Consider the following 14,444-nt stretch of genomic DNA (forward strand, 5'->3'; position numbering starts at 1 on the left):
GACCGCCGGGCGGTCTCACCCGGGCGGGGCGGACGGCACGCGGCCCTCCCCCGCCCCGCGGTTTCCCGGGCGTTTCCGCCCGAGGAGCGCCGGGCAGCCGCACGGAGGAGACTGGAGGTGACGTCGCTGCGGGGCCGCGCAGGAGGAAGGAGAGCGCAGCATGTCCGACGACGCGATGGGTGACGAGGTCTACCAGCCGGTGCGTTCCGATACCCGGGACAACCCGTCCGACCTGGACCTGGAGAACGCGCTCGACGGCGACGGCCTCGACGAGATGCTCGACGAGGGCTATTCGCCGCCGGAGAGGCCCCTGGCCGTGACCCGCCACGGCACCACGGCCCGTGAGCAGCACGACCGCGAGAGCCTGGAACAGCGGCTCGCCGAGGAGCTGCCCGAGGTCGCCGTCCCCGACGGTGACGGCATCGGGGACCAGCCCCGTGACGGGGAGCCCGTGGACGAGGAGGCCGGTGACGAGCGCGCCGGCAGGCTCACGGCCACGATCGATCTGATGCCGCCCCGGGCGAACGACATCTACGCGCGGGACGTCGGCGTCAACGGAGGGGCGGCGTCCGCCGAGGAGGCGGCGATGCACGTGGTGCCCGAGGAGCCCGCCGGGCTGCCCGACGACTTCGAGGAGTGAGGCACCGGTACGCTCGGTAGCGGTGATTCCGGTGCCCGCGGCTCCGGTGTCACGCCCGGCGCCAGGAATCGTCCCTCAGGTGCGATCCCGCCTGCGGCCCCATGCGCAGCATCCCGCCGTCCACGCTCCACGAGGCGCCCGTGACGTAGCTCGCGTCCGGTCCGCTGAGGAAGGCGATCACCGCGGCCACCTCGCGGGCGTCGCCCGGCCGGCCGACCGGCACCCCGGGCCGCCGCACCCGGTGGACGTCGACGTCCTCCTGGCCTGTCATGGGGGTGGCGATCTCGCCGGGCGCGACGGCGTTGACGTTGATGCCGTGTTCGGCCAGTTCCAGGGCCATGACCTGGGTGAGCAGGCCCAGTCCGCCCTTCGCGGCGCAGTAGGGTGCCGCGCCCACGCGCGGCTGGTGCTCGTGGACGCTGGTCACGTTGACGATCCTGCCGCCGTCCCCCTGCCGGATCATCCGCCGGGCGGCGCGCTGTCCGCACAGGAACGGGCCGACGAGGTCGACGTCGATCACTTGGCGGACCGTCTCGTGGGGGGTGTCGAGGAAGGCGGTCACCACTCCGGTGCCCGCGTTGTTGACCAGGACGTCGATCCGGCCGAGTTCGTCCGCCAGCCGGTCGACGGCGTCGGCGGCATCGGGGAGCAGGGTCAGGTCCATCCGGGCGAGCGCCGCGCGGCGCCCCAGGGCCCGTACCTCGTCGGCCGTCCGCTCGGCGCCCTCCCGGTCGCTGTGCCAGGTGATGCCGATGTCCAGGCCCTCCTGGGCCAGGCGTACGGCCGTGGCGCGGCCGATGCCGGAGTCCGCGCCGGTGACGACCGCGACGCGGGGGGCGTCCGGGTGCGTGCTCATCGCCGGGTTCTCCTCTCGTCCCGCCGTGTTCCGCGGGGCGGGTACCCGGCTCGCGGCGCCGCACGCCGGCCCGGTAGGCGCCGCCGGGTACCCGCGGCGCGCACCGCGATGAGCCGGTGCCGGAGGATCACCCGCACGGCGGAGCCGCCGGGACCCCGCGGAGCCGTTCGATCACCCGCCTCGTAGGGTGGCGGTCATGGGAACGGAAGACCGGAGTCCGCAAGAGGAGCCGGGTCCGTGGGAGCGGTTCCGGCGATCGCCCTTCCTGCCGGCCACCGTGCTCGTCCTCATCGTGTCGGCGGCGGCCGGGCTCTTCGCCGGTTCGTACACCTACGCCATGGCCAATCCCACCCCGCACCGCATCCCCACCGCCGTGACCGGGGTGCCCACGTCGGAGATCAAGCGGGTGGAGTTCGTCCAGGGCATGGAGCGGGCCCTCGACGCGTCGCTGGAACTGCACCACTACGACAGCGACGCCGAGGCCCGCGAGGCCGTGGAGGAGCAGAAGGTGTACGCCATCCTGCGGCCGGTGCCGCCGCACGGTGCGGCGCTGGACGTCTCGGGGGCCTCCGGGGCCACCGTCGCCCAGCTGCTCGGCGAGACCGCGCCGAAGGTCGGTGACGCGATCGGGGTGCGGGTCACGGTCACCGACATCAACCCGCTGCAACCCGGGGATCCGCGCGGGCTCGCCCTCTTCTACATCACCCTCGCGGCGGTGATCCTCGGCTTCGTCGGCGCCATCCAGCTCAGCGTCCACGCCCGCTCGCTCGATCCCGCGGAACGGGTCGCCTTCACCGTCGCCTTCTCGGCGCTCGGCAGCTTCGCCATCGCGGCCGTCGTCGACTGGGGGCTGGGGGCGCTCCGGCTCCCCTTCGGCGAGTCGTGGTTCATCCTGGGGCTGACCATGTTCACCAGCGGCATGGTCTTCACCATGTTCAACACCCTGTTCGGCCGCTGGGCGATGCTGCCGACGTGGGGGCTCATGGTGCTGCTGGGCAACCCGTCGTCGGGCGGTGCCGTCTCCTGGCCGCTGCTGCCCTCGCCCCTCGGTGAGATCGGCCGCTGGCTGCCGCCCGGCGCCTCGGTCAACGCCCAGCACGCGGCGGTGTACTTCCGGGGTCACCAGCAGCTCTTCCCCTTCGCCGTGCTGGCGGTGTGGGCGGCGGTGTCCACCACGGTGTTCTGGGTGTGGCGCCACCGGCATCCCGGCGGCCGGGAGCTGGGGGACCGGCTCGTGGAGGAGCCGGAGCCCGGGTCGCCGTCCGCGTGACGGCGGGCGGGGTCGGAGGCAAGCACGGCGGGCGCGGTCAGAAACGGGTGCGGTGCGCGCCGGGCGTATGGCCGAAGGCCCGGCGGAAGACGTCGATGAAGGCGCTGCTCGACGCCCAGCCGCACCGGTGGGCGACGCTGGTGACCGGGGCACCCTCGGCCAGCAGGCGCAGCGCGTGATGAAGGCGCACCTGGGTGCGCCACTGGGGGAAGCTCATGCCGAGTTCAGCCCTGCAGAGCCGGGTCAGGGTGCGGTCGCTGACCCCTGCCGCCGCTCCGAGCTGGGCGAGGGTGCGGGGGTCCGCCGGGTTCTCCCGGAGGACGTCGCACACCGCGGCCAGCCGCGGGTCCTTGGGCGTGGGTACGTGGAGGGGCTGTTCGGCGGAGTGCCGGAGCTGGTCGAGGAGCACCGCCCGCAGGCGGCGGCGTTCGTCGGTGGGGTCGGCGGGCCCCCGGGTGTAGGCGATGATCAGCTCGCGCAGCAGCGGTCCGACGCCGATGACCGCGGGACGGTCCAGGGACAGCGGGTTGTCCTCCACCGGCAGCCCGACCAGGTGGAGGTCGGTGTCGCCGTACGCCCGGTGCTCGTGGACGGTTCCCGCGGGGATCCAGATGGCCCGGTTGCCGGGGGCGATCCAGACGCCTGCGTCCGTCGTGACCGACAGCACTCCCCGTCCGGCGTAGGCGATCTGGTGCTCGTCGTGCCGGTGGGCGTCGACCCCGGCGCCCGCGGGCAGGGGCCGGAGCCCGGTCGCCGCCCGTGGAGTGTGCCGGATCCGCACCCTCGTCCGCCCTTCCTCGGTCCCGGCCCCTGTGGGTCCTCCCTCCCATCATCTTCCATCCCGCTCCTCCCCCGGGTCCTGCCCGGCCGGTCGGCAAGGAGAGGCAAGGAGAGACAAGGAGAGGATGGTCCAGACCTATTGACGGGCGCGGCACCCGCTCCTACCTTCCCTGACACCCCACTCCCACCCCCCACGTCAGGGAGCGAACGTGATCCGGAGAACAGCACGTCTGCTGGGCATCGGCCTGGCCATGGTGTGTGCGCTGCAATTACCGGCCGTCGCGGCGTCGCGGACGCCGGCGGAAGAGGTCTGTGCCGTCAAGCCGAAGCCCACGGGCAAGGTTCTCCAGGGCTACTGGGAGAACTGGGACGGCGCGGCCAACGGTGTGCACCCGCCGCTCGGATGGATCCCGGTGACCGACGACCGGATCCGGGGTCACGGATACAACGTCGTCAACGCGGCGTTCCCCGTCATCCGGTCCGACGGCACGGTGCTGTGGGAGGACGGGATGGACACGACGGTGAAGGTCCCGACCCCGGCGGAGATGTGCCGCGCCAAGGCGGCCGGGACGACGGTCCTGATGTCCATCGGCGGGGCGGCGGCGGGCATCGACCTCGGGTCGGCCGCGGTCGCCGACCGGTTCGTGGAGACGGTGGTGCCCATCCTGAAGAAGTACAACTTCGACGGCATCGACATCGACATCGAGACCGGCCTCACCGGCAGCGGGGACATCACCAGGCTGTCCACGTCGCAGGCCAACCTGGTGCGCATCATCGACGGCGTCCTGGCACGGATGCCCGAGGGCTTCGGCCTGACCATGGCGCCGGAGACGGCGTACGTGACCGGGGGCAGCGTGACGTACGGCTCGATCTGGGGCGCCTACCTGCCGATCGTGAAGAGGTACGCGGACAACGGGCGCCTCTGGTGGCTCAACATGCAGTACTACAACGGCAATATGTACGGCTGTTCCGGCGACTCCTACTCCGCGGGCACGGTCGAGGGGTTCACCGCGCAGACGGACTGCCTCGACCGGGGGCTGGTCGTCCAGGGGACCACCATCAGGGTGCCGTACGACAAGCAGGTCCCGGGCCTGCCTTCGCAGCCGGGCGCCGGGGGCGGCTATATGGCGCCGAGCCTGGTGTCGCGGGCGTGGCAGCACTACGGCGGCCGGCTGAAGGGTCTGATGACCTGGTCGGTCAACTGGGACGGGTCGCGGGGGTGGACCTTCGGCGACAACGTCAAGGCGCTGCAAGGGCGCTGAGGCCCACCCCCGGGCGGGTCAGCCGCCGGACTCCGTCGTCAGCGGGGTGCGCGCCCGCCACATGGCCACGGACGGTTCGAGCATCTGCCCCAGCGCGGGCATCAGCGGGACGACGCTCAGGGCCGACACCATCTGGAGCAGCCGCGCCCCCTCCATGACCTCCAGCAGCGCGCGGTCGACCGGGGTGCCGCCCGCGCGCTCGTACGCCTCGATGCCGCGCGGGCCGACGAGGGTCAGGTCCCACTCGACGGGGCCGCGGGTGACGTCCTCGAAGTCGCTGAACAGGTGGCCGTCGGCGGTGCGCAGGACGTTGTACGCCGGGGAGTCGCCGTGCAGCGCCTGGAGGCGGGCGCCGGGGAAGCGGGCGGGGAAGTCCCGCACGAGGGCTTCGAGGGCCGCGTACTCCTGCTCGGCCCGGTCGAGGTCGGCCGTCGTGAGCGTCTGCGGGTCCTTCCGCAGGGCCGCGAGCGACGTGCCGATCGCCGGTACGAGCGGGGAGAGGACGGGCAGGTCGCCCGGGTAGCCGGCCAGGAGCCGGTGCAACTCGGCCGACCAGCCGGTCTGTTCGGCGAAGCGGTCCTCCATCGCCCGCGTGTCGTCCTGCGGGAGGTCGCGCAGGGGGTCCGTCTCGGTGACGAACTCCCAGAAGGTGAGCGAGGTTCCGTCGATCTCGACGGGCTCGCGGGGCACCAGCGGGCTGGGGCCCACCACCGGTGCGCCGGCGTCGGCCAGCCAGCCGGCCACCGCCAGTTCCCGCCGCTGCTTGGCCACCTGCTCCTCGGCGGTCATGAGGGCCAGGGACGGTACGCGGACCACCACGGGGTCCGGCGCCAGGTGCACGAGGACGTTGAAGACGTCGTGCAGGACGCGGGGTTCGTCCGCCCGCAGACCGAGCCGGCGGCCGGCCCTGGTCGCGAGGGCCACGGCGCGTTCGGCGCGGGCGCTGAGGTGGGTGTCGGGGACTTCCGGATTCGCCATACAGATGATCTTCCACGGTAGGACACCCGGCTGTCGACGACTTTTAACCTGTTGACGGTTCGCCGCCGGGCTTGGCACCCCCTGAGCGGCCCCGCCGGGTCAGGACACCGCGCCCTGCGCCGGGTCAGGAGCAGGTGCGCGCCCATGCCGACCAGGGGGCCCGAGCAGGACACCACGACGGCGACGAACCCGGCCGGCACGGCGGACACCGACGCGTCGCGCAGGAGCCCCGGGCGGCGTTCGGCCGCGGGCGGCGCTCCGGCCGTCCCGTCCACATCCCCGGCATTCTCGGCGTCGGTGGCGTTCTGACTCACGGGTCCCCCTCTTCCCTTCCGGCCCCGCCGCGGACCCGTCCTTGGGGAGGGTGCGGAGTACCGGCGTTGTCATGATCACAACGTAGTACCCCAACGGTCCTGGTACCAAGAGGAAGAGGGAAGGGGACGGTCCGGTTCACCCTGCCCCGCCACCTGCGGGACCGGCCGGAAAGCCAAGGTCAACTTAGGTTAGGCTTGCCTAATATTCCGGACGTCTCACGGACGGCCGGAACGGCAGTGAACAGGAACCAGGAAAGGTGCCACCGTTGACCACGGCGTCCCGCCAGGAGGTCCGCTCCCGTGCCCTCGCGCCCGGCCGCGTACGGATCGCAGGTCCAGCCGACGCCGCCGCGCTCCACGCCCTGTCCGAGCCGTTCATGCGCTCGGGCGCGCTGCGCCGGAGGGCTCCCCGGCTGTACGCGGTGACGGCACGGCAGTTCTTCGTCGCCGAGGACGCGGAGGGGGAACTGGAGGGCTGTGTGGCCCTGCGTACCTATCCGGACGAACCGGCCGCCGTGCTCCACAACTTCTGTGTGCGGCCCGACCGTCAGCGGCGCGGCGTCGGGGCGCGGCTGCTGGCCGCCCTGCTGGCCGAGGCCGCCGCGCGCTCGGTGAGCGAGGTGTTCGCGGCGACGACCGGCGGCGGGGAGTCGTTCGTGCGCGGCGGCTTCCGGGAGACCGACGCCGCCCGGGCGCCGCGTACCTGGGTCGCGGCGCTGGACCCGGCACGCGGCTCGCGGATCTTCGTCCGGCCGGTGGCAGGACCGGCTCAGCCGCGGCCGGTCCGCCACTGGCGGGCCAGCACCCAGACCAGGTAGCAGCCGCCGACGACACCGGTGAGGACACCGACGGGCAGTTGGGTGGGGGCCAGCATCCGCTGTGCGGCGAGGTCGCTGACGGCCAGCAGCAGGGCGCCCATGACCGTGGCGGCGAGCAGGTTGGGGCCGGTGGCCCGGGTGAGGCGCCGGACGACCTGGGGGGCGACCAGGGCGACGAACGGGACGGGCCCGGCGACGGCCGTGGACAGCGCCGTGAGCCCGACGCCGACGACCAGGGCACCGGACGTGACGCGCTCCACGGGCACCCCGAGGGCCGCCGCGGTGTCCTCGCCCATCTCCAGCATCCGCAGCGGCCGTCCGAGCGCCACCGCCGCCGGGCCGAGGACGGCCAGCGTGGCCACGATCGTCCACACGTGTTCCCAGCCGCGGCCGTTGAGGCTGCCGGTGAGCCAGACCTGGGCGCTCTGCGCGTCGTTGAAGGACGCCCGGGCGATCAGGTAGGCGTTGGCCGCGGTGAGCAGGGAGCTCACGCCGATGCCCACGAGGATCAGCCGGTAGCCGGCCGCGCCGCCCCGCCACGCGAGCAGGTAGACGGCGGCGCTGGTGATCGCGCAGCCGATGACGGACCCGACGGCGACGGAGGCCGCGCCCGCGCCCAGCACCAGGATGGTGACGAGGGCGCCGGTGGCGGAGCCGACGGTGAAGCCGATGACGTCGGGGCTGCCCAGCGGGTTGCGGGCGACGGTCTGGAAGAGCGCGCCGGACAGCCCGAGCGCGGCGCCGACCAGGAGGGCCGTCAGCAGCCGGGGCAGCCGGAGTTCGCCGACGATGTAGTCGGCGGCGGGCGGGCCGTCGCCCGCGAGGACCTTCAGGACGTCGGGCACGGGGACGTGGAAGTCGCCGGTGGTCAGGGACCAGACGCCGACGACGGCCGCGGCCAGGGCGAGGAGCAGGCCGACGGCGGTGGCGCGGGGGTCCCAGCGCACCGACAGGGTCCGGCCGGGCCCTGGCAGGCGCAGGGCGCGCGGGCGGGTCCGCGGCGCCGGTACGGCGGCAGGACCTGCGGACGTGGTGCGGCTGGTCACAGTTGGGCGATCCTCTTGCGGCGGACGAGGGCGATGAACAGGGGGGCGCCGAGGAACGCGGTGACGACGCCGGCCTCCAGTTCCTCGGGGCGCAGCACGACGCGGCCGAGGATGTCGGCGGCGAGCAGCAGGGCCGCGGCGAGGACGGCGCTGTACGGCAGCAGCCAGCGCTGGTCGGGGCCGGTCATGAGGCGTGCCATGTGCGGAACGGCCAGTCCGACGAAGGCGATCGGTCCGACGGCCGCGGTGGCCGCGCCGCAGAGCAGGGTGATCGCCGCCATGGTCGCGAACTGGGTGCGTCCGGGGTGGGCGCCGAGCGAGCGGGCGGTGTCGTCGCCGAGGGCCAGGGCGTTGAGCGGCCGGGCGAGCAGCACGGCCAGCAGGGCGCCGGCGCCCAGGAAGGGCAGCACCTGGACGAGGAGCGAGCCGCTGCCGCCGGCCAGGGTGCCGATCTGCCAGAACCGGAACCGGTTGAGGGCCAGCGGGTCCAGCAGGATCAGTCCGTTGACGACCGCGGTGAGCACGGCGGAGACGGCGGTGCCGGCCAGGGCGAGCCGGACCGGGGTGGCCCGGCCGCGGCCGCGGGTGCCGAGAAAGTAGACGGCGGCCGCGGCGACGGCTGCGCCGAGCAGGGCCGCCCAGACGAAGGCGGAGAAGCTGCCGAGGTCGAGCAGGGCGGTCGCCGACGCGACGGCGGCGGCCGCGCCCGCGTTGACGCCGAGCAGTCCGGGGTCGGCGAGCGGGTTGCGGGTGAGCGCCTGCATCAGGGCCCCGGCGAGGCCGAGGGCGGCGCCGACGGCGATGCCGAGCAGGCTGCGGGGCAGCCTGGAGGTGCGCACGACGATCCAGTCGTCGCTCCGCGGGTCCCGGGTCAGCAGCGCGTGGACGACGTCGCCGGGCGCGATGTTCTTGGCGCCGATGCCGATGCCGAGCACGGCGAGCACCACCACGAGGGCGGCGCAGGCCAGCAGTCCGGCGGCCCTCCGGGCGTGCCAGGCACGTCCGGCCCGGGGCCGTGCGGGGGTGGGGGCGGGTGCGGGTGGGCCGGTGACGGCAGGGGCGGTCGTGCTCACGCGTGCTCGTGCTCTTCGTCCTCGTGGTGGTCGTGGTTCTCCACGCCGCGCTTCCAGTAACCGTCCACGTCCACCTGCTCCTTGGCCAGGCCGAGCTCGCGGCGCAGGTAGCGGCGGATGGGCTTGAGGCTGGTGGCCTCGCCGGCGATCCAGGCGTAGCCGAGGCCCTCGGCGGGGAGTTCGGCGGCGCGGACGGCGCGTTCCAGGAGGTCGGTGCTGCCGGCCGGGGCGGAGCCGCGGTGCAGCCAGGTCATCGAGAGGTCGGCCGCGGTGCGGAGGTCCTGCTCGTCCCGCGGTCCCGGCACCTCGGCGAAGGCGAGGACGCGGACCCCGGCGGGCAGCATCTCCAGCCAGCGGGCGAGGGCGGGCAGGGCGGTCTCCTCGGCTGCCAGCAGGTACCAGTCGTGGACCATGGGCAGGATCTCGGAGCCCCGGGGGCCGAGGATGCCGAGCCGCATGCCGGGTTCGGCCCGCGCGGCCCAGGCGGAGGCGACGCCATGGCCGTGCAGGACCATGTCGATGTCCAGCTCGTGGGTGTCGCGGCGGTAGTGACGGACCGTGTAGTCGCGGGTGATCGGCTCCACCGGGGCGTCGATCCAGGTGTCGTTCACGACGACCGGCTCGACGGGCAGTTCGTCGCCGTCCTGGGCGAAGCAGAGCTTCACGTGGTCGGTCGGCGCCTGCTCGCAGAACCCTTCGAGGGCGGGGCCGCCGAAGGTGACCCGTACGGTGGAGGGAGTGATCCGGTCGACCCTCCGCACCTCCAGCAAGCGGTACTTGAGGGGGTGGCGGACGATGCGCGTGCGCGGTAGCAGCGTGTCGGTGGTCATCGATCATCCCAATCCGGTCGGGCGTGCGCGGGGCCGGTGCCGCAGTGGCCCCCGGCGCGGACGCGCGAGGGGCCACTCCGGCTCGCCTGGACGGCCGGAGAATGAGCCCCGACCGAGGTTAGGCTACCCTAACTCAGATCATGATGTATGCGCCATCTGCTTGATCACCCGGCCCCTGTCCAGCGAAATCACGCGCGGCAGCCGGGCGATGGTGGCCGGGCGGTGGGCGATGACGATGAGGGTGCGGTCCTCGCTCATCCCGTCCAGGGCGTGCTCCAGCCGGCTCGCCGTCACCGGGTCGATGTCGGCGGTGGCCTCGTCCAGGACCAGCACCGACGGATCGGCCAGCGCCGCCCGGAGCAGCCCGACGATCTGCCGCTCCCCCGCCGACAGCCGGCCGCCCCGCACGCCCACCTCGGCGTCCAGGCCGCCCAGGTCTCGGATCCAGTCCTCCAGCCCCAGCTCCCGGACCGCCCGTTCCATGGCGGCGCGGTCCGGGGCGCTGCGCACCAGCTCCAGGTTGCGGGCGATCGTCCCGGTCACCATGCGGACCTCCTGCGGCACCAGCACGACGCGGCGGCGCAGTTCGGACTCCGGTATCTCCCGGAGGTCCACGCCGGCGAAGCGCACGGTCCCCCGGTCGGGGGCGTAGAGCCCGCAGAGCACCTTGGAGAGCGTGGTCTTGCCGGAGCCGGTCTCGCCGACGATGCCGGTGCGGTCGCCGACGGGGAACTCCAGCGAGACGTCGGACAGCACCTGGCTGCCGTCGTGGTACGCGTACCCCACGCCCTCGCAGCTGAGTTCGCCCCGCCGGGGCGGCGCGGACGCGGCCCCCTCCGCGTCCCCCGCCTCCTCGCGCTGCGCGCGGTCGGTGGCGGAGAGCAGGTCCAGCAGGCGGGCCAGGCCGGTGCGCGCGGTCTGTACGTGCCCGACGAGCTGCGAGATGTCGGAGAAGGAGTCGAAGAGGTTGCGGCCGGCGAGGACGAAGACGACGACCGTGCCCACGCCGATCGAGCCGCGCGCGACGGACCAGCCGCCGAACAGCAGCAGCGCCACCATGGCCAGCCCCTCGATGAGGCTCACCAGGTCGATACGGTTCTCCACCCGGACGGCCCGGCGCGCGGCACCGACCGCCACGTCGTTCTCCCGGTGGAAGCGGCGCATCCAGCCCGGGAGTCCGCGAGCGCTCTGCAGCGCCTCGCGCACGTTCAGGGTCTCGCTGAACGTGGCCGCCACCGCGGCCTCGGCGGTCGCCTTCCCGCCGAACGCCCCGGGGGCGTCCCGCTGGAACCAGCGCATGACCAGCACGGCGGGCGGTACGAACACGGCGAGCTGAACGAGGGCCAGCTGCCACGAGTACCCGAAGAGCACCACCAGCGTGAAGACCAGGGTGGCCGTGGCGGACACCAGGTTGCGCAGGTGCATACGGACGAACGACGCCAGCGCGGCCACCTCGCCGGTGGTACGGCGCAGCAGGTCGCCGGTGCGGTGCGACTCCAGGAACCGCAGGGGCGCCGCCGCCAGGTTCTCCACGCACCGCTCCCGCAGACTCCGGACGACGCTCTCGCCGGCCTTGGCCAGCAGCAGTTCACCGGCCCGGGCCAGCCCGAGCTGGACGACGGCCAGCGCCACCAGGGCCCCGGCGGCGACGAGCAGTCCGCCGCGGTCCTCGGCGAGCAGCGCGTCCGTGGCCCTGCCGACGAGCGGGGCGACGGCCACCAGGGCGGCGGAGTCGGCGAGGCCCACGGCGAGGGCGACGATCAGGGCCCTGCGGTGGGGGCGCAGGTAGGGGGCGGCCCGGCGGAGCACACGGCGCTCGTCGGGCCGGTCGTCGAGCAGGACCGGCTCAGCCACGGTCGGCCTCCAGGATCGGGGCGGAACCGGCCACGACGTTGGCCGGCTCCGGCGGGGTGTCGTGGTGTCCCGCGAGCGTGACGACGCGGTCGGCGGCGTCCAGGACGGCGGTGCGGTGCGTCGCGAAGATCACCGTACGGCCGGCGGCCCATGCCTTCAGCCTCTCCAGCACCAGGCGTTCGGTGGTGGTGTCCAGCGCGGAGGTGCAGTCGTCCAGCACCAGCACCTCGGGGTCGCCGAGCAGGCCGCGGGCGAGGGCCAGCCGCTGGATCTGGCCCCCGGACAGGGCCGTGCCGCTCTCGCCGAGTTCGGTGTCGTAGCCGTCGGGCATCGCGGCGATCTGGTCGTGGATGCCCGCCGTCCCGCAGGCGGCGCGCAGCTCCTCGTCCGTCAGGTCACGGCCGCACCGCAGGTTCTCGGCCACGGTCCCGGTCAGCAGCAGCGGCCGCTGGGCCACGTGGCCGATGCGGCGGCGCACGTCGTCCAGCGCCGCGTCCCGCAGGTCGGTGCCGCCGTAGCGGACGGTGCCGGTCGCCGGGTCGTCCAGGCGCGCGGGCAGCCGCAGGAGGGTGCTCTTGCCGGAGCCGGTCGCACCCCGGACGGCCACGAACTCGCCGTGCCGGACCGTGAGGTCGAGCGGGGCGAGCACCGTTACGCCGTCGCGCACCGCGCTCACACCGGTCAGTTCCAGGTCCCCGCCGGAGGAGAGGGCCACGGGCTCGGCCGGGTCGGTGACGGTGGCGCCGATGGACAGCGCCTCGTCGATCCGGGCGGCCGCCACGTCCGCCTGGCCGCGTTCCAGCAGCCGCTGCACCAGGACCCGGGTGGCCAGGGTGAGGGTGGCCATCCACGAGGTGAAGGCGACGAGTCCGCCGATGGTCAGCCGCCCGTCGAGGACGGACAGCCCGCCGACGCCCACCCCGACGGCCACGGCGAGCCGGGGCACGAACGGCGCGACGGCCGCCCAGGACGCCTCGATGCGCGCCGCCTCGACGGTGCGCTCGGTGACGGTGGCGCTGGCGGTGGCGTGCCGGTCGACCAGCGGGCGGTGGCCGCCGGTGCCGCGCAGCCCGGCCCCCAGCTGGAGCAGGTCGGCGACGGCCTCGGCGCGGGTGCCGTGCGCTTCGGCGAGTTCGTCGCTCGCGGCGGCGAACCGGCGGGGGAAGTACAGGTTGACCCAGACCAGGAAGGGGAGCATGCCGACGGTCACCAGGAGGAGGACCGGGTCGAGGACCGCGAGGCCGGGCAGGACGACGACGAAGGTGGTGGCGAGCACCACCCAGACGGCCAGGCCGTGCACCCATTCCCTGACCATGTCGGTGTCCCGGCCGGCGCGCATGGCCAGGTCGCCGTGGCCGCGGTCGGCGAGCGCGGCCCGGTCCAGGCCCGACAGCTGGCCGAGCAGCCGTGACCGCAGGTCCGCGCCCACCCTGGCGTCGNAGGTCGCCGTGGCCGCGGTCGGCGAGCGCGGCCCGGTCCAGGCCCGACAGCTGGCCGAGCAGCCGTGACCGCAGGTCCGCGCCCACCCTGGCGTCGGCGGTGCTCGCCCACCACTGCCAGCCGTAGAGCCCGGCGAACTGGACGCAGGCGGCGAGCGCGGTGGCCCCCGCCCACAGCAGCAGCGCCCGGTGGTCATGGCCTCTGATGCCGTCGTCGAGCGCCTTCTGGACGCACAACGGGACGGCGAGCAGCGCCAGCTGCCGGATACAGGCGGCGGCCATCGCGGCCCCGACCGTCGCCCGGTGCGGACGCAGCGCGCCGCGCAGCAGGGCGCGGGCCCGCCGCCGGCGATCGGCGGGGAGCTGCTTCGGGTCGGTGTCCTCGCCGACTTCCTCGTCCGAGAGATCGGGGGGAGGCGGGACGTCGGCGGGTCTCCGGGCCGCTGCGGGCTCGTCGGCCGGCCGGCCGGCGGGGCCGGAGGGGAGCTCCGGCGGGTCGGGGTGGGTGCTCACGGCGTCAGGTTTCCGCTTTCGGCAGTGTGGTTCGGCCGCCGCGGCCCGGACCCGTCCGGTTCCGGGCCGCGGCGGTACTGCGGTGGGTGGTCCGGTCAGGTCCGCGCGACCAGGCTGGCCGGGCGCATGTCCGTCCAGTTGGCGTCCACGTAGTCGGTGCAGCCCTGGAGGCTGTCCTCACCGTGGACGACGGTCCAGCCCTCGGGTATCTCGGCGAAGGCCGGCCACAGGGAGTGCTGGTTCTCGGCGTTGACGAGGACGTAGTACGGGGCCTCGGTGTCCTCGAAGGGGTTGGTGGCGCTCATGCCGGGTCTCCTTTGCGAATCGGATGCGAATCGGATGTGCAGGCGTGCGGTATCGATTGTTCGTGATCTTGTGCGGCTCAGGAAGGGGCCCTTTCGGCATCCCGGGGTTCCCCGCCGGGCCGTTCGGTGAGGAAGGCGGCGAGGTCGGCGACCGTGGGCCGGGCCAGCAGGTCGCCGACGCCCAGGTCCGTTCCGAACGCCTCGCGGACACCGTGCAGCAGGGACATCACCAGCAGCGAGTGCCCGCCGAGGTCGAAGAAACCGTCGTCGATGCCGACTTCGGGCAGTCCGAGCACGTCGGCGAAAACGTTACACAGCGTCTTCTCCACGGTGTCGCGCGGGGCCCGGCCCGAACCGCCGGCGGCCAGGTCGGACGCGGTGGGCGCGGGGAGCGCCTTGCGGTCCAGCTTGCCGTTGACGGTCAGCGGCAGCGCGTCGAGGACGACGAACGCCGACGGGACCATGT

15 protein-coding genes are annotated in these 14,444 nt (G+C 74.0%); 5 read left to right on the forward strand and 10 right to left on the reverse strand.

All coding sequences use genetic code 11. From position 1 onward, the window contains the following. Nucleotides 1-160 precede the first annotated feature (160 nt). Nucleotides 161-640: a DUF5709 domain-containing protein gene (locus HN013_RS23015; RefSeq protein ID WP_171169242.1), complete on the forward strand. Its 480-nt coding sequence runs from the start codon at nt 161-163 to the stop codon at nt 638-640. A gap of 49 nt (nt 641-689) precedes the next feature. Here the strand turns inward: HN013_RS23015 and HN013_RS23020 are convergent, their stop codons facing one another. Further along, nucleotides 690-1,496: an SDR family oxidoreductase gene (locus tag HN013_RS23020; RefSeq protein WP_171169244.1), complete on the reverse strand. Its 807-nt coding sequence runs from the start codon at nt 1,494-1,496 to the stop codon at nt 690-692. 196 nt (nt 1,497-1,692) lie between these two features. On the opposite strand from HN013_RS23020, the gene HN013_RS23025 reads away from it, so the two are divergent. Beyond that, nucleotides 1,693-2,766 carry an ABC transporter permease gene (locus tag HN013_RS23025; protein WP_171169247.1) on the forward strand — a complete coding sequence of 358 codons (1,074 nt, stop codon included), beginning with the start codon at nt 1,693-1,695 and terminating at the stop codon, nt 2,764-2,766. Nucleotides 2,767-2,803: 37 nt separating this feature from the next. Here the strand turns inward: HN013_RS23025 and HN013_RS23030 are convergent, their stop codons facing one another. Further along, nucleotides 2,804-3,547 (reverse strand): helix-turn-helix domain-containing protein, encoded by a 744-nt coding sequence (locus tag HN013_RS23030; RefSeq protein ID WP_171169249.1) that lies wholly within the window; start codon nt 3,545-3,547, stop codon nt 2,804-2,806. A gap of 211 nt (nt 3,548-3,758) precedes the next feature. Here HN013_RS23030 and HN013_RS23035 point away from each other — a divergent pair, with 211 nt between their 5' ends. Then, nucleotides 3,759-4,808, forward strand: coding sequence for a chitinase (locus tag HN013_RS23035; RefSeq protein ID WP_171169289.1), 1,050 nt, complete (start codon nt 3,759-3,761; stop codon nt 4,806-4,808). A gap of 18 nt (nt 4,809-4,826) precedes the next feature. Here the strand turns inward: HN013_RS23035 and HN013_RS23040 are convergent, their stop codons facing one another. Next, the gene (locus HN013_RS23040) at nt 4,827-5,786 is read right to left on the reverse strand and encodes an aminoglycoside phosphotransferase family protein (protein WP_171169251.1); all 960 of its coding nucleotides are present in this window, start codon (nt 5,784-5,786) and stop codon (nt 4,827-4,829) included. A 144-nt stretch (nt 5,787-5,930) separates the two neighbouring features. Here HN013_RS23040 and HN013_RS23045 point away from each other — a divergent pair, with 144 nt between their 5' ends. Together HN013_RS23045 and HN013_RS23050 are read left to right on the forward strand one after the other, a co-directional pair. After that, nucleotides 5,931-6,095 carry a hypothetical protein gene (locus HN013_RS23045; RefSeq protein WP_171169253.1) on the forward strand — a complete coding sequence of 55 codons (165 nt, stop codon included), beginning with the start codon at nt 5,931-5,933 and terminating at the stop codon, nt 6,093-6,095. A gap of 271 nt (nt 6,096-6,366) precedes the next feature. Beyond that, nucleotides 6,367-6,918, forward strand: a complete 552-nt coding sequence (locus HN013_RS23050) for a GNAT family N-acetyltransferase (RefSeq protein ID WP_249375280.1) — start codon at nt 6,367-6,369, stop codon at nt 6,916-6,918. Here the strand turns inward: HN013_RS23050 and HN013_RS23055 are convergent. The 7 genes from HN013_RS23055 to HN013_RS34215 form a co-directional block, all read right to left on the reverse strand. Then, entirely contained in the window at nt 6,870-7,964 is a 1,095-nt protein-coding gene (locus HN013_RS23055; RefSeq protein ID WP_171169255.1) for an iron chelate uptake ABC transporter family permease subunit, read from the reverse strand. The two genes, HN013_RS23050 and HN013_RS23055, sit on opposite strands and share 49 nt — an antisense overlap. Continuing rightward, on the reverse strand, nt 7,961-9,037 hold the full coding sequence (locus HN013_RS23060; RefSeq protein ID WP_171169257.1) for an iron ABC transporter permease: 1,077 nt from the start codon (nt 9,035-9,037) through the stop codon (nt 7,961-7,963). Before HN013_RS23060 ends, HN013_RS23055 begins: the two co-directional genes overlap by 4 nt. Next, nucleotides 9,034-9,867: a siderophore-interacting protein gene (locus HN013_RS23065; protein ID WP_171169259.1), complete on the reverse strand. Its 834-nt coding sequence runs from the start codon at nt 9,865-9,867 to the stop codon at nt 9,034-9,036. The genes HN013_RS23060 and HN013_RS23065 overlap by 4 nt, the downstream gene beginning before the upstream one ends. 138 nt (nt 9,868-10,005) lie before the next feature. Then, complete coding sequence (locus tag HN013_RS23070) at nt 10,006-11,721, reverse strand: ABC transporter ATP-binding protein (protein WP_171169261.1); 1,716 nt, start codon at nt 11,719-11,721, stop codon at nt 10,006-10,008. Further along, nucleotides 11,714-13,150: an ABC transporter ATP-binding protein gene (locus tag HN013_RS23075; RefSeq protein WP_171169263.1), complete on the reverse strand. Its 1,437-nt coding sequence runs from the start codon at nt 13,148-13,150 to the stop codon at nt 11,714-11,716. The genes HN013_RS23070 and HN013_RS23075 overlap by 8 nt, the downstream gene beginning before the upstream one ends. A 618-nt stretch (nt 13,151-13,768) precedes the next feature. Continuing rightward, on the reverse strand, nt 13,769-13,978 hold the full coding sequence (locus HN013_RS23080; RefSeq protein ID WP_171169265.1) for an MbtH family protein: 210 nt from the start codon (nt 13,976-13,978) through the stop codon (nt 13,769-13,771). A 77-nt stretch (nt 13,979-14,055) separates the two neighbouring features. After that, complete coding sequence (locus HN013_RS34215) at nt 14,056-14,442, reverse strand: phosphopantetheine-binding protein (RefSeq protein WP_398980558.1); 387 nt, start codon at nt 14,440-14,442, stop codon at nt 14,056-14,058. Between the last annotated feature and the right edge of the window lie 2 nt (nt 14,443-14,444).

Source organism: Streptomyces sp. I05A-00742 (assembly GCF_013055795.1).
Taxonomy (GTDB): Bacteria; Actinomycetota; Actinomycetes; order Streptomycetales; family Streptomycetaceae; genus Streptomyces.

Bases quoted from the DNA above. Each gene is read 5' to 3' on its own strand.
- HN013_RS23015 (WP_171169242.1), top strand. From the start codon at position 161: ATGTCCGACGACGCGATGGGTGACGAGGTCTACCAGCCGGTGCGTTCC.
- HN013_RS23020 (WP_171169244.1), bottom strand. From the start codon at position 1,496: ATGAGCACGCACCCGGACGCCCCCCGCGTCGCGGTCGTCACCGGCGCG.
- HN013_RS23025 (WP_171169247.1), top strand. From the start codon at position 1,693: ATGGGAACGGAAGACCGGAGTCCGCAAGAGGAGCCGGGTCCGTGGGAG.
- HN013_RS23040 (WP_171169251.1), bottom strand. From the start codon at position 5,786: ATGGCGAATCCGGAAGTCCCCGACACCCACCTCAGCGCCCGCGCCGAA.
- HN013_RS23045 (WP_171169253.1), top strand. From the start codon at position 5,931: ATGCCGACCAGGGGGCCCGAGCAGGACACCACGACGGCGACGAACCCG.
- HN013_RS23065 (WP_171169259.1), bottom strand. From the start codon at position 9,867: ATGACCACCGACACGCTGCTACCGCGCACGCGCATCGTCCGCCACCCC.
- HN013_RS23080 (WP_171169265.1), bottom strand. From the start codon at position 13,978: ATGAGCGCCACCAACCCCTTCGAGGACACCGAGGCCCCGTACTACGTC.
- HN013_RS34215 (WP_398980558.1), bottom strand. From the start codon at position 14,442: ATGGTCCCGTCGGCGTTCGTCGTCCTCGACGCGCTGCCGCTGACCGTC.